Origin of the sequence: Candidatus Methylobacter oryzae, from assembly GCF_003994235.2 — a bacterium.
GTDB classification, from domain to species: Bacteria; Pseudomonadota; Gammaproteobacteria; order Methylococcales; family Methylomonadaceae; genus Methylobacter_A; species Methylobacter_A oryzae.
Map to the genome: position 1 here is coordinate 55949 of NZ_RYFG02000020.1, position 13795 is coordinate 69743.

Sequence of the window (13795 nt, forward strand, 5' to 3'; positions counted from 1 at the left end):
ATAATTTTACAGAAAATTCAGAATGAACTCTGATTTCAGTTTCTTACTAATCCGTTTAAATCCGTCCAATCCGTGAGCTATTTTTCTAACTTTTGAACAGTTCTTTCATTTTAAATTGTAGGCTTCATGTTTAAACCTCTTATTTTTTATATCGGCTTGCGCTATACGCGAGCAAAACGCCGAACTCAGTTCATTTCGTTTATCACATTAACGTCCATTTTGGGCATAGCCTTAGGCGTTACTGCGCTGATTGCCGTATTGTCTGTCATGAACGGCTTTGAAGCCGAACTGCGCGAGCGGATACTCGGCATGACGTCGCATGCGACTGCTACCGGAAGGTACGGTCAATTGGATAATTGGCAGGAACTGGACCAGAAATTAAAAAACTATCCGCATATAGAAGGCGCCGCGCCTTTTATTAACGGGCAGGTGATGATTAATGCCGACCGGCGCGTTAGCGGCACGATGCTGAGCGGGATTTTGCCGGATTATGAGTCCAAGGTATCGGAAGTGGCCGATAAAATGAAAGAGGGTAAGTTGTCCGACCTGGTGCCGGGCGAATACGGCATTATCCTGGGCGCGGAACTGGCCAGTTATCTGGGCGTTTTTACCGGCGATAAAATCACTATCATCAGTCCGCAGATCAACTCCACTCCGGCCGGCATCGTACCGCGCATGCGGCGCTTTACCGTGGTCGGCGTTTTCAAGGTGGGTATGTACGAATACGATCGCAACATGGCGCTGATTCATCTTGACGATGCAGCCAAGCTGTTCCGCATGGAGGGGGCTGTCTCTGGTCTTAGAATCAAGCTGGATGATTTGTTTAATGCGCCGAAAATAACCCGCTCGTTGTCCAATGCTCTGGCTGGCGAGTATCAGGTTAGCGATTGGACGCTGGCGCACAGCAATTTTTTCCGCGCTATTCAGACCGAAAAGCGGGTCATGTTTATCATCCTGTTGCTTATCGTCGCGGTAGCGGCTTTCAACATCGTTTCAACATTAGTTATGGTCGTGACCGATAAGCGCGGCGATATTGCTATTTTAAAAACCCAAGGCTTGACGTCGCGTGCGGTGATGGGGATTTTTATCGTTTTGGGGGCTGTCATCGGTGTCACCGGCACGGCCTTGGGAACTGTTGGCGGCGTATTGCTGGCCTTGAATGTTGAAACTATCGTACCGGCAATTGAAAAGCTGTTTAATGTTCAATTTATGGCGGCCGATGTTTATTACATCAGCCAATTACCTTCCAAACTGGTTTGGACGGATGTTTATGCGATAGCAGGCATGGCGTTTTTACTGTCGTTACTGGCGACTATTTATCCTGCCTGGCAGGCATCCAAAGTAAATCCGGCGGAAGTTCTCAGATATGAATAATACCAATATTTTGCAATGCCAGCAGTTGACCATGCGCTATGACCAAGGCGGGCTCGATGTCGAGGTTTTAAAAGGCGTTAATTTAAGTATCGGTATCGGCGAGCGTGTCGCTATCATGGGCGCGTCCGGTTCGGGTAAAAGCACTTTGCTGCATCTGTTGGGCGGTCTTGAAAGACCGACCGGCGGCAAGGTGGTTTTGGACGGTGTGAATCTGAATGAAGTAAGCGCCGGCCAGCAGGCTAAATTAAGAAATAAATCTTTGGGTTTTATCTATCAGTCGCATCATTTGCTGAGCGAATTTACCGTTCTGGAAAATGTGGCAATGCCGTTGTTGATTGCCGGGCTCCCGGTAAAGTTGGCGAGTAACCGGGCGATAGAGTTATTGCAGCGGGTAGGCTTGGGGCACCGTGTCGAGCATAAGCCCGGCGAATTGTCCGGCGGAGAAAGACAGCGCGCGGCAATTGCCAGGGCGTTAATTAATAAACCCGGCGTCGTTCTGGCGGATGAGCCGACAGGAAACCTGGACAGCAAAACGGCTGACCAGGTTTACCAGTTAATGTTGGAATTAAACCAGGAGTTGAATGTCAGCTTCTTGGTGGTGACTCATGACCATGAGCTGGCTGCAAGGATGGGCAAGGTCTTGCACATGGAAGATGGGGTTATATTAGGCTAAAGATACAAGGTAAAAGGCGCAAGCATTAAGTCCTTGGGCCTTTCGCCTTTAGCCTTTTTTCTTTGCGGTTTTCCCATTTTTTAGTTATGTGTTGTTGCCAGTAATATTGGATGCCGAAATAACCGGCTGCGGACGAGACAATGCCCATAATAAAACAACCGATCAGGAACGGTTGCCAAACATCGCCAAGCCCGGAAAACATGCCGCTTATTGAAAATTCGGATTCATCGGCGACGGCCGGTTGATTCATAAACCAGAGGCCGACTCTATAAGCAAAATAGAACAGCGGCGGCATAGTAATGGGGTTGGTTATCCAGACCAAGCCCACTGAAAGCGGCAGGTTTGCCCTGTAATAAATCGCTCCGGCAGCCGCGATAGCCATCTGTGCCGGCGTTGGAATCCATGCGCAAAAAAGGCCTATCGCAAAAGCCATCGAGACGGAGCGCCGGTTTAGATGCCAAAGGTTAGGTTCATGCAATTTCTCGCCAAGAAACTGTAGGCTCTTGTGCCGTTTGATCATCTCTGGATCAGGAATGAGCTTGTCGATCAGTTTTTGTATCAGTTCTTTTGGCATCGTTATTTCTTATTAAATTCATGTTTTCGCAGTTTAGCAGGTTTTAGGTAGTCTAAAAAAACATCAAGGTGACGAATGGTTGTTTCCGCTCTGTCGTTTTTAGCCGGATTGATATGGGTTCAGCAGTTGGCGGTATTGCCGGATGTTAAGTGGCTGATAGCCGGCGGCGTAGCGACCTGCATTATTGCAGGGTTACGTTATTGGCGGTGCCTGTTTTTTCTGGTCGGTATTCTATGGGCGATAGTGTTTGCAATGCACCGCTTGGCCGATCGATTGCCTGAACAACTGGAAGGCGTGGAGATTCCTGTTACCGGCACCATAGCCGATTTGCCGGAGCAAGATGAAAAGCGAGTCCGCTTCGATTTTATCACCAGGGATGGTGTGTATGCCGAAAACCTGTCGGGAACAGGTTCGGCGATTACCAGAAATACCTCCGAATTCGCTGGCCGATTACCGTCTAAACTGCGATTAAGTTGGTATTACCCGGATCAACCCGTTAAAGCGGGCCAGCAATGGACTTTTACTGTTAAATTGAAGCGAGTGCACGGCACTCTCAATCCCGGAGGCTTCGATTATGAGCGTTGGTTGTTTTCCGAGGGTGTGGGCGCGACAGGCTATGTGCGGCCTAATCCGAAGCCGGTTTTGTTGGGGAATGATCCGGCTTGGCGCAATATTTCTGTCTGGAGGCAAAGCCTTGCGGATCGGCTTTCGAACACGTTGGGAAATAGCCCGAGCCTTGCGTTGATTAAGGCGTTAACTATTGGTGACGGCAACGGCATCGAGCAAGAACAATGGGAGGTTTTTCGTAAAACCGGTACCACGCATTTGGTGGTGATTTCCGGTTCGCATATCGGTCTTATTGCCGGTCTGGTTTATTTGCTGGTGCTTAGAGCCTGGGCGTGGACAGGCTATCTGGCGTGGTCGCCGCAGAAAGTTGCTGCGCTTTCGGCGGTATTGGCCGCAATTTTTTACTCAGGTCTGGCCGGGTTTTCGGTGCCGACTCAACGCTCCGTGGTTATGTTGGCTATTGCGATGTTGGCCGTTATCCTGCAACGCAACAGCCGTCCTTTCAATACCTTGGCTGTTGCAATGTTTGCGGTGTTGGTCTTTGATCCGTTAGCCGTTTTGTCGGCGGGATTCTGGCTGTCATTTCTTGCGGTGGGAATCATTGTTTACGTCGTTTCCGGCCGCTTGGGCAAGCTCGGCCATGTTTGGGCGGCAATAAAAATCAACTGGGCGACTTCGGTCGCTTTGTCGCCTCTGCTGTTGCTGTTTTTTCAGCAAATTTCATTGATTGCGCCATTCGCTAACTTGATCGCCGTGCCGGTCATCAGTTTGTTGGCGGTGCCGTTGTCGTTGTTGGCTGTCATGATTATGTTTATCTCGCCGATGTTGGCGGACAAATTGTTCTTTTTGGTGGATCGTGTCTTGCAAAGCTTATGGTGGTTGTTGACGCACTTGGCGGAAACGCCGATGGCAGCGGTAAATCATGCGTTGCCATCGTATTGGGCATTGCTTTTCGCTGTGCCGGGTATTTTGTTGCTGCTTGCGCCTGTCGGAATTCCGGCTCGATGGCTGGGTTTGGTGATGTTTTTTCCGCTGGTGTTTACGGAGTCGAGGCAACCTGAAACCGGCGCTATCAGAATGACCCTGCTCGATGTCGGACAAGGCTTGTCGACGGTCGTGCAAACTACGCATCACCTTCTGGTTTTCGATACCGGCGCTAAGTTTTCCGAGCAAAGTGATATGGGGCAGGGTGTTCTGTTGCCTTTTCTGCATTCGGAGGGCGTGACAAAAATCGACAGCTTGATCGTTAGCCATGGCGATAACGATCATATTGGCGGCGCTGCTTCGTTAATGCGCGGTATGCCGGCTGAGAAATTGCTGACCAGCGTTCCGCAAATGTTGAGCGAGTATGCGCCTGTTCAATGTAAGGCCGGGCAATCGTGGGTATGGGATCAAGTTGAATTCACTGTGCTGGCGCCGCGGCAGGCGTTTGTCTCGGAAAATGATAATTCCTGCGTGCTGAAAATCCGCTCCCAATATGGCACGGCATTATTGACTGGAGACATTGAGGCGGTGGCAGAATCCTGGCTGGTTAATACTTATGGTGAGGAATTAAAGGCCGATGTGTTAGTCGCGCCGCATCATGGCAGTAAAACTTCGTCGACAGCCGGTTTTTTGCAAGCCGTTCAGCCTAATTACGTGTTGATTTCGGCGGGCTATCGAAACCAATTCGGCCATCCGCATAAAGATGTGTTGGCGCGTTATCGACAAGTCAATGCGAAATGGCTAAGTAGTGCTGAAAGCGGGGCTATTGCTGTTAACGTTGGAAACAGCGGTTTTGCAGTGCAAGGGATGCGCGAAACGGAAGGAAGGTATTGGAATACAAAATGATAATTACCTAGAGCTTTACTCTGGAATTAAATAGGACTAAAATAGTCCTTAATTGATGAGGGTGGGATATGTTACGGTTGAGTAAGTTAACTGATTATGCGACGGTTATTCTAAGCTTTATGGCCAGGGACGGATCGCAGATGCGCGCGGCTATGGAAATAGCGACAATGACCGGTATCGCCCTGCCGACGGTCAGTAAAATCCTCAAACTGCTGGTTAATGCTAATGTGTTGATCTCTACACGCGGCGCCAAAGGCGGTTATGCTTTGGCAAGAATGCCGGAAGAGATTAGTGTCGCGGCTGTTATCAGCGCTCTGGAAGGACCGATAGCCCTGACCGAATGCAGCATTTCCCATCAAGGCTGCGAGCAGGCTTCGCGTTGCGATATTTTGGGAAACTGGGGCTTAATTAACCAGACTATTCATAATGCATTAGAGTCGGTGACTGTGGCAGATTTAATCAGGCCCGTTGTTGTGCCGGAAGAAGTGTTGATACCGGTCTCCAGTTTATATAGGTAGAAATGTTATGTCAGCAAGTGAACAAGAAATTAAAAATCTGATCGGCAAGGAATACAAACAAGGGTTTGTGACCGAATTGGAAACCGACACTTTTCTTCCCGGATTGGATGAAGAAGTGATTCACAGGTTATCTAAAGTCAAAAATGAACCTGAGTTTATGCTTGAATACCGGTTGAAAGCGTTTCGCCATTGGCAGACGATGAAATCTCCCGAGTGGGCGTTTGTTAACTTCGATCCTATCGATTACCAAGCCATTAGCTACTATTCGGCGCCTAAACGCAAGGAAGACCGGCCGAAAAGTCTCGATGAAATCGATCCGCAAGTCTTGGATGCTTACAAAAAACTCGGTATTCCATTGGATGAGCAGGAGCGTTTGGCCGGTGTCGCGGTCGATGCGGTTTTTGACAGCGTGTCGGTGGCGACTACGTTTAAAGGCAAGCTGAAAGAAGCCGGCGTTATTTTTTGCCCGATTTCGGAAGCGTTGCGCGAGCATCCCGAGCTGGTCAAACAATACCTGGGTTCGGTCGTGCCGCCTACCGACAATTTTTTTGCTGCGTTAAATGCGGCGGTATTTACCGACGGGTCGTTTGTGTATATTCCGAAAGGCGTGCGTTGCCCGATGGAACTATCGACTTATTTCAGAATCAACGCGGCCAATACCGGCCAGTTCGAGCGGACTTTGATCATTGCCGATGAAGGCAGTTACGTCAGTTATCTGGAAGGCTGTACCGCACCGATGCGCGACGAAAATCAGCTGCATGCGGCTGTGGTCGAGCTGGTTGCAATGAAAGACGCGCAAATTAAATACTCGACCGTACAAAACTGGTATCCAGGAGACAAAGAAGGCAAGGGCGGTATTTACAACTTCGTAACTAAGCGCGCCGATTGCCGCGGCGAAAATTCCAAAGTGTCGTGGACGCAGGTTGAAACCGGCTCGGCAATTACCTGGAAATATCCGAGCTGCATTCTGACCGGCGATAACTCAACCGGCGAGTTTTACTCAGTCGCGCTGACCAACAATTTCCAGCAGGCCGATACCGGTACCAAGATGATTCATATTGGCAAAAACACCCGCAGTACGATCGTGTCCAAAGGTATTTCGGCTGGTAAGGCACAGAACACTTACCGCGGTTTGGTTAAGGTATTAAAAAGCGCGGAGAACGCCCGCAACTATACCCAGTGCGATTCCTTATTAATCGGCGATAAATGCGGCGCTCATACCTTTCCTTATGTCGAAGTCAAGCAGCCGTCGGCGCAGGTTGAACATGAAGCGACGACCTCCAAGATTAGCGAAGATCAGCTGTTCTTTTGCCAGCAACGCGGCTTGTCGGCCGAAGACGCGGTGTCGATGATTGTGAACGGTTTCTGTAAGGAAGTGTTCAGGGAGCTGCCGATGGAGTTTGCGGTAGAGGCTCAAGCATTGTTAGGGCTGAGTTTGGAAGGCTCGGTTGGATAATGTCCATCTATTGGGTTGACTTAAGGAAACCCAATAGATACTGATTCGATGTATTGAACTTCGTACCAGCCTAACCAATTTAATTGTCAAACAAACGCTCATTTTTAGTCCTTTTTAAATTGACTGAATGGTGGTATGTGAGATGAAAATTAAAGCCAAGGTTGATTGTAACGACGAAGAATATGTAACTGATGAAATTGATATTTCACCTATAACGCAAGAACAAATAATTAATTACTGTACAGATGGCTATCTGAATATTTTTCAGAGTAAGCATCGTGTTACCGATGTATGGCGGTATGTCGTAGACGTCGCTAATACTGATATAAATATAATGCCTGTTGATAAGACAGTTGAATTATCGGACTTTAATGATCGTCCGGCAGCCGATGCCGAAGGTACGAAAAATATTTTGTTTATTTTAGAGTCGCCCCATAAAAGCGAATATAAGCATGATAAGAAAAACTTTACTTTAAAACCCAAAGCTCCGGCCCAAGGTTATACGGGGCGTAATATAGAAAGTTTTATCGGCGATATTTTGAAAAAAATACCGGAACTATCAAAAGATAATTATTGCTTAATTATATCCAACCCAATCCCTTATCTGTGCTCCTTAGGGATTTTTACCGATAAATTAAATGCCAAGATTCGCGATAATGTCTGGAATGCGCTTTGGAATATTACTGATGAAAAAGGTAAATATATTATTCGGGAAGAGTTTATTACCCGCTGTAAGCATTATCAGCCCGAATATATTATTAATTGCTGCACAGCAAATTTGAAAAAGAATGTTACAAGTTGTCTGCTTGCTCATGGGTTTAAACATAATCTATATACAGCGCATCATCCTTCTGCATGGAAATATCGAACCCCGGAAGAACTTGATATTCTAAAAGTTAAAGTAACAGGCTAATTATACTGTCTTAGGTAACGTTAAAAAACAATTGGAAACCCTCATGCTTAGTATTAAAGATTTAACCGTCAATGTTAACGACAAACAAATTCTCAAGGGCATTAATCTTGAGATTAAACCGGGTGAAATCCACGCGATCATGGGCCCTAACGGTTCAGGCAAAAGCACGTTGTCGCATGTGTTGTCCGGTAAGGCTGGGTACACGGTAACAGGCGGAACGGCGACTTATTTGGGGAAAGATTTACTGGAAATGGCGCCTGAAATACGGGCTCGCGAAGGCGTATTTTTGGCGTTCCAATATCCGGTGGAAATCCCCGGCGTCAGCAATGTTTATTTATTGAAAGCGGCGCTGAACTCCATACGCAAACATCACGGCCAGCCTGAAGTCGATGCAATGGATTTTTTAACGCTGGTTAAAGAGAAAGTGCGCTTGCTGGAAATGGATGAGAAGTTTCTGTATCGTGCGGTCAACGAAGGTTTCTCCGGCGGCGAAAAGAAACGTAATGAAATCCTGCAAATGGCTATTTTGGAACCTAAACTGTGCATTATGGATGAGACCGATTCAGGCTTGGATATCGATGCGTTGAAAATCGTCGCGGAAGGCGTTAACTCATTGCGCTCACCGGAGCGTTCGTTTGTGATGGTTACGCATTATCAGCGCTTGCTGGATTACATCAAGCCGGATAAGGTCCACGTTTTGGCGCATGGCCGCATTGTCAAATCCGGCGGTCCTGAACTGGCGTTGGAGCTGGAAGAAAAAGGTTATAGTTGGGTTGAAGAGGCGGCAGCATAATGAATACGGCAATGGCAAGCCGTTATACGGCTGAATATCAAAGCATAGCATCCGCATTACCGGGACAAAGTCTGCCTTGGCTGCAAGCTTTAAGAATCGAGGCATTGGCGCAGTTTGCCGAGCAAGGCTTTCCATCGCCGCGTGAAGAGGAATGGCGTTATACCAATGTTTCCGGTATTGAAAAGAAACTGTTTGCGCCGTCGGCGGATTTAACGGCCGGCGATACCGATGTTGATTGGTTGAAACAGTACCGGTTGCAAGATGCTTGGGTCGTGGTGGTCGTGAATGGGCATTTTGCAGCCGATCTTTCGGTTTTGGACGGTCTGCCCGAAGGTGTTTGGGTAATGAGCATGGCCGAAGCATTAGCAACGCAGCCGGATGCGGTCGAAAAATATCTGGGTAAGGCAGTCAATCATTCGGAACACGGCTTTATAGCCTTCAATACCGCGTGGTTTAGCGACGGCCTGTTCGTACAGGTGCCGGCCAAGCAGGTTTTGGATAAGCCTATACAACTGCTGCATGTCGTCAGCAAAGCCGAAGCAATGGCGACGACGCGCAATATCATCGTTGCCGACGACATGGCCGAGTTGAAAGTAGTAGAAACATTTATTGGCGCCGAGGCTTGTTTGACGGCTGCGGTCACCGAGGTTTTTGTCGGACAAAACGCCGATCTGACGCTGTATAAAATGCAATGCGAATCCGAAAAGACCTATCATTTCGGCGGCTGCTACATTAAACAGGTCCGGGATGCACGGTTTACGCATCATAATTTTGCTTTTGGCGGCTTGCTGGCGCGTAGCGATATTCATGCCGATCTGGATCATGCGTCGGAGTGTGAATTGAATGGCTTGTACCTGGGTTCAAAGCGCCAGCACATAGATAGCCATACCCGTATCAATCACTTAAAACCTTATGGTATTAGTCGTGAGATTTATAAAGGCGTACTTGACGATAGAGCCAGAGGGGTGTTTCAGGGACGGGTGATTGTTGCTGTCGATGCGCAAAAAACCGACTCGCAAATGAATAACCGCAATTTGTTACTATCGGATGATGCTGAAGCGGATACCAAACCGCAGTTGGAAATTTATGCCGATGACGTCAAATGCGGGCATGGTGTGACGGTTGGGCAGTTGGATGAAAAGTCTATTTTCTACCTGCAATCACGTTGCGTTGACGAAGAAACGGCGCGAAATATGCTGACTTTTGCGTTTGCTAACGAAATGGTCGATAAGATCAAGATTAGAGGTTTGCACGATATGGTTTTGGAACAAGTGCTGGCGCGCTTCCCGCAAGAAGGAGTCAATAAAGAATGGCTATAAAATATCGGCAATATTGATGGTGATTTGATCTAGTTGAGATAAGGTGATGCTGTCGCCGACGCGTAATGCGGTTTTTTCGCCATAACAATCGCCGTGCGGTTGACGGTATATCTCAACGCAGGGGTCGTTCAAGTTCATCAGCCAGTATTCGGGGATATTATGGGTGGCATATAAACGCAGCTTTTGGTTTTGGTCGAAGCTGAGCGAACTATCGGCGACTTCGATCAACAGTAATACGTCATTAGCATTAGGATGGCGAGAACAGTAGAAATCGGCATTCGGCTTTAACAGCGTGAAATCCGGCTCAGGCTCGGAAAGATCCCCGAGTTGTAATGGGTTTTGAACGCTGACTATAGCTTTGCCGAAAACTAAAGCTGATAGGAAGTGGGTTAAACGTATACATGCCCTGAATGATTAAAGCCAATAGGCGCCATTTCAAAGATTTCTCCATCGATAAGTTCAAGACGGCTGCCGGGCGGAAAAATATTAGCTTCACCTAATTTTTGCCATTCCTTAATGTCGGTCAGATGTTTTCGTACAGTCGCAGTTGCCATAGTCATTTTCTTAATGAGAGTCAGACAAGAAGAATGGTTTGAATATAATGGGTTGTAATTAAAGAATCAATGTTATCGGAATAAATATGACAAACTTTCCCGTAGAAAAAATTCGCGCCGATTTCCCCATATTGGCAGAACTTATCCGCAACAAGCCGTTGGTTTATCTGGATAACGCGGCCTCTTGCCAAAAACCGCAGGCGGTTATCGACAGCATCGTGCATTTATATAGCCATGATTACGCCAACGTGCATCGCGGCGTACATACTTTGAGCGTGCGTTCTACCGATAAGTTTGAAGACGCACGCACCAAGGTTAAAGAGTTTATTAATGCGGCCAGCGAAAAAGAGATTATTTTCGTCAGGGGGGCTACGGAAGCGATTAACCTAGTTGCGCAGACCTACGGAAAAACCAATATGAAAATTGGTGATGAGATTTTAATTACCGCGATGGAACATCATTCCAATATCGTGCCTTGGCAAATGCTTTGCGAGCAGACCGGAGCAATCTTAAAAGTTGCGCCGATTGATCTGCGCGGCGAATTGATCTATGGTGAATTTGAAAAATTGATCAGCGATAAAACCAAGCTGGTTTCAGTGGTGCATATGTCCAATGCTTTGGGCACGATCAATCCGGTTAAAGAGATTATTGCAGCGGCACATGCCAAAAATATTCCGGTGCTGCTGGATGGTGCGCAAGCTATTCCGCATATGGCAGTCAATATGCAGGACTTGGATTGCGATTTTTACGTTTTCTCCGGTCATAAACTTTACGGGCCTTCCGGTATCGGCGTACTGTACGGTAAACAGGCTTTATTGGAAGCCATGCCCCCGTATCAGGGCGGCGGCGACATGATACGCAAAGTCACTTTTGAAGAAACCGAATATAATGTGCTGCCTTATAAGTTTGAAGCAGGTACGCCGAACATTGCCGATGTAGTGGGGTTAGGGGCGGCAATTGATTATTTGAACGGCATCGGCATGGATAATATTGCCGCTTATGAGGCTGAACTGCTCGATTATGCCACTGAAAAAGCCAAGCAAATTAAAGGGCTTAGAATTATCGGCGAGGCCGAGCATAAAGGCGCCATATTGGCGTTCGTGCTGGATAAAATTCATCCTCATGATATCGGCACTATGTTGGACAGCTTAGGTATTGCAATCAGGGCAGGGCATCATTGCGCGATGCCGGTGATGGATTTTTTTACAGTTCCGGCAACGGCAAGAGCATCCTTTGCAATGTATAACACCAAACAAGAAATTGATGTATTAATGAAAGGTATACAATCCTTGATCGAGGTATTTGGCTAATGTTTGAAGATTTACGCGACCTCTATCAAGAGGTGATATTCGACCACAACCGCAACCCGCGTAATTTCCGGGTTATAGACGATGCCGATCGAAAAGTGGAAGGTTTTAACCCGCTATGCGGCGATCGCCTGACCTTATATTTGAAGATGGACGGCGATAAGATCATCGATGCCAGTTTTCAAGGGTCAGGTTGCGCTATTTCGACGGCTTCGGTTTCATTAATGACCGAAATAGTCAAAGGCAAAACCGAACAGGAAGCCGAAGATTTATTTAAAAAATTCCATGAAATGACTACCGGTAAAGATGAGCAGGTTAGTTTGGAGGCTGTCGGCAAGCTGGCTGTACTGGCCGGTGTCCGTGAATATCCGGCGCGGGTCAAATGCGCGACATTGGCTTGGCATACGCTGGATGCTGCTCTGAAAAACGAGCAAAAATCCATTTCAACAGAATAATTCTTCACTAAGACGCGAAGGACATGAAGTTTTTATGAACGTCCTTCGTGGCTAAATTTAAGTCATGACCAACACAACATCGCAGCAATACATCGGAAAGCTGGCCGTACTTTATCTAGGGCAGGGTGATAGGCTGCCGTTTCAACAGCTTGCGGAAAGATTAGGCGTTCCTTTGTATGAGTCGTTTAATGGCGATAGCCCGGAAGAATTCTTTTTAACTTGGCGTGACGGCTGCTTAAAACTACTCGACAAAGAGCTGATTAAAAAAGGTGGTTTGGCAGTCGATATTGAGCCTCGCAACGGCGAACAGCGATCATGGCCCGCTCCCAAAGACGGTGCTTTGGCCCAGGCGTTGGGCCGAAAAACCAGGACCGTTGTCGATGCTACGACCGGTTGGGGGCAGGACAGTCTGTATATCTTCCGTATGGGTTACGAGCTATTGTGTATCGAGCGGTCTCCGGTTATGGTGGAATTGCTGGCCGATGGCTTTGTCCGTTTGGCGCAACTGGATTGGATGCAGCGGCTTAATCTTGAGCCTCCGCGATTGCTACAAGGCAACGCCATCGAATTATTGGCTGGTTTGGAAGTCAAGCCCGATTGTATTTATCTTGACCCTATGTTTCCGCCTAAACGCAAGAAATCAGCACTCGCCAAAAAAACAATGATGGTTTTGCGCGATTTGTTAGGTGATGACCAGGATAAGGAATTGCTTTTTCAGGCGGCTTTAAACGCAGCCGGAAAACGAGTTGTAGTGAAAAGCCCTGATTATGCCGAACCTTTGGGCTGCAAGCCTAGCCAAAGTTTTCAGGGCAAATTGTTGCGGTATGATGTTTATTTGAAACTATAGACCTTACAAGTTTAAAAAATCTGGAAGGTCTGAACATATTAAAAATATAACGATAACGGTAAAAAAATGTCAGATTGGATAGACGCAATAGATGAAAATGCTTTGGCAAATGGCGAGCACATCGTCGTAGATGTTGACGGTACGGATGTCGCTATTTTTAAAATTGACGGTAAATTTTACGCGCTTGAGGATGTCTGTACTCATGACGGAGCGGAAATAGCCAGCGGCAGATTGGAAGGTGATGAGATTATCTGTCCTCGTCATGGTGCGCGTTTTTGTGTAAAAACCGGTGAAGTAAAATCTCCGCCTGCGTATGAAAATATTGACTGTTTTCCGCTTAGAATCAAAAACGGTAAGCTCCAAGTTAGGGATAATCGTTGGGATTAGTGCCGTTCTGAAACATATTTTTTAATGCTTGGTTTATAAAATTTTAAGACGGGTAATCCTCATAAATATTTCGCTTTTGTGCTTTTAGCAGTTTCCATATTCGTGGGCGAACATATATTGGGACATGATAAAAGTGAAAATAAAAGCTTGACGGCAGAGAGGAAAGGCGTAGAATGCGCGGCTCTTTCGGGGCCGATGTTGCGAAAGACAGCCTTGGGGTTCCGCAAT

At 47.2% G+C, this 13795-nt stretch carries 15 protein-coding genes; 12 read left to right on the top strand and 3 right to left on the bottom strand.

Going from position 1 to position 13795, the window contains the following annotated elements:
* Positions 1 to 126 precede the first annotated feature (126 nt).
* Together EKO24_RS04045 and lolD are read left to right on the top strand one after the other, a co-directional pair.
* Positions 127 to 1374 carry a lipoprotein-releasing ABC transporter permease subunit gene (locus tag EKO24_RS04045; RefSeq protein ID WP_143733172.1) on the top strand — a complete coding sequence of 416 codons (1248 nt, stop codon included), beginning with the start codon at positions 127 to 129 and terminating at the stop codon, positions 1372 to 1374.
* Positions 1367 to 2047: a lipoprotein-releasing ABC transporter ATP-binding protein LolD gene (gene lolD / locus EKO24_RS04050; protein ID WP_127030457.1), complete on the top strand. Its 681-nt coding sequence runs from the start codon at positions 1367 to 1369 to the stop codon at positions 2045 to 2047. The genes EKO24_RS04045 and lolD overlap by 8 nt, the downstream gene beginning before the upstream one ends.
* Before the next feature lie 25 nt (positions 2048 to 2072).
* Here the strand turns inward: lolD and EKO24_RS04055 are convergent, their stop codons facing one another.
* Entirely contained in the window at positions 2073 to 2621 is a 549-nt protein-coding gene (locus tag EKO24_RS04055) for a DUF2062 domain-containing protein (RefSeq protein ID WP_127030458.1), read from the bottom strand.
* Between the two features lie 75 nt (positions 2622 to 2696).
* Here EKO24_RS04055 and EKO24_RS04060 point away from each other — a divergent pair, with 75 nt between their 5' ends.
* The 6 genes from EKO24_RS04060 to sufD all read left to right on the top strand — a co-directional run bounded on the left by EKO24_RS04060 (position 2697) and on the right by sufD (position 10017).
* On the top strand, positions 2697 to 5018 hold the full coding sequence (locus tag EKO24_RS04060; RefSeq protein WP_127030459.1) for a DNA internalization-related competence protein ComEC/Rec2: 2322 nt from the start codon (positions 2697 to 2699) through the stop codon (positions 5016 to 5018).
* A gap of 68 nt (positions 5019 to 5086) precedes the next feature.
* Positions 5087 to 5536 (top strand): SUF system Fe-S cluster assembly regulator, encoded by a 450-nt coding sequence (locus tag EKO24_RS04065; RefSeq protein ID WP_127030460.1) that lies wholly within the window; start codon positions 5087 to 5089, stop codon positions 5534 to 5536.
* Between the two features lie 7 nt (positions 5537 to 5543).
* Positions 5544 to 6992: a Fe-S cluster assembly protein SufB gene (gene sufB / locus EKO24_RS04070; protein ID WP_127030461.1), complete on the top strand. Its 1449-nt coding sequence runs from the start codon at positions 5544 to 5546 to the stop codon at positions 6990 to 6992.
* 142 nt (positions 6993 to 7134) lie between these two features.
* Positions 7135 to 7905 (top strand): hypothetical protein, encoded by a 771-nt coding sequence (locus tag EKO24_RS04075; RefSeq protein WP_127030462.1) that lies wholly within the window; start codon positions 7135 to 7137, stop codon positions 7903 to 7905.
* Between the two features lie 43 nt (positions 7906 to 7948).
* The gene (sufC, locus tag EKO24_RS04080; protein ID WP_127030463.1) at positions 7949 to 8698 is read left to right on the top strand and encodes a Fe-S cluster assembly ATPase SufC; all 750 of its coding nucleotides are present in this window, start codon (positions 7949 to 7951) and stop codon (positions 8696 to 8698) included.
* Positions 8698 to 10017 (top strand): Fe-S cluster assembly protein SufD, encoded by a 1320-nt coding sequence (gene sufD / locus EKO24_RS04085; RefSeq protein ID WP_127030464.1) that lies wholly within the window; start codon positions 8698 to 8700, stop codon positions 10015 to 10017. Before sufC ends, sufD begins: the two co-directional genes overlap by 1 nt.
* Here the strand turns inward: sufD and EKO24_RS23055 are convergent.
* Both EKO24_RS23055 and EKO24_RS23060 read right to left on the bottom strand, forming a co-directional pair.
* Positions 10012 to 10416 carry a Uma2 family endonuclease gene (locus tag EKO24_RS23055; RefSeq protein WP_338323995.1) on the bottom strand — a complete coding sequence of 135 codons (405 nt, stop codon included), beginning with the start codon at positions 10414 to 10416 and terminating at the stop codon, positions 10012 to 10014. The two genes, sufD and EKO24_RS23055, sit on opposite strands and share 6 nt — an antisense overlap.
* Complete coding sequence (locus EKO24_RS23060) at positions 10407 to 10571, bottom strand: Uma2 family endonuclease (RefSeq protein ID WP_241674385.1); 165 nt, start codon at positions 10569 to 10571, stop codon at positions 10407 to 10409. Before EKO24_RS23060 ends, EKO24_RS23055 begins: the two co-directional genes overlap by 10 nt.
* A gap of 86 nt (positions 10572 to 10657) precedes the next feature.
* Here EKO24_RS23060 and EKO24_RS04095 point away from each other — a divergent pair, with 86 nt between their 5' ends.
* From EKO24_RS04095 to EKO24_RS04110, 4 genes are all read left to right on the top strand, one after another.
* On the top strand, positions 10658 to 11881 hold the full coding sequence (locus EKO24_RS04095; RefSeq protein WP_127030465.1) for a cysteine desulfurase: 1224 nt from the start codon (positions 10658 to 10660) through the stop codon (positions 11879 to 11881).
* Positions 11881 to 12333 (top strand): Fe-S cluster assembly sulfur transfer protein SufU, encoded by a 453-nt coding sequence (gene sufU, locus EKO24_RS04100; protein ID WP_127030466.1) that lies wholly within the window; start codon positions 11881 to 11883, stop codon positions 12331 to 12333. The genes EKO24_RS04095 and sufU overlap by 1 nt, the downstream gene beginning before the upstream one ends.
* Before the next feature lie 64 nt (positions 12334 to 12397).
* Positions 12398 to 13180, top strand: coding sequence for a class I SAM-dependent methyltransferase (locus EKO24_RS04105; RefSeq protein ID WP_127030467.1), 783 nt, complete (start codon positions 12398 to 12400; stop codon positions 13178 to 13180).
* Positions 13181 to 13246: 66 nt separating this feature from the next.
* Positions 13247 to 13567: a non-heme iron oxygenase ferredoxin subunit gene (locus EKO24_RS04110; protein WP_127030468.1), complete on the top strand. Its 321-nt coding sequence runs from the start codon at positions 13247 to 13249 to the stop codon at positions 13565 to 13567.
* Positions 13568 to 13795 lie beyond the last annotated feature (228 nt).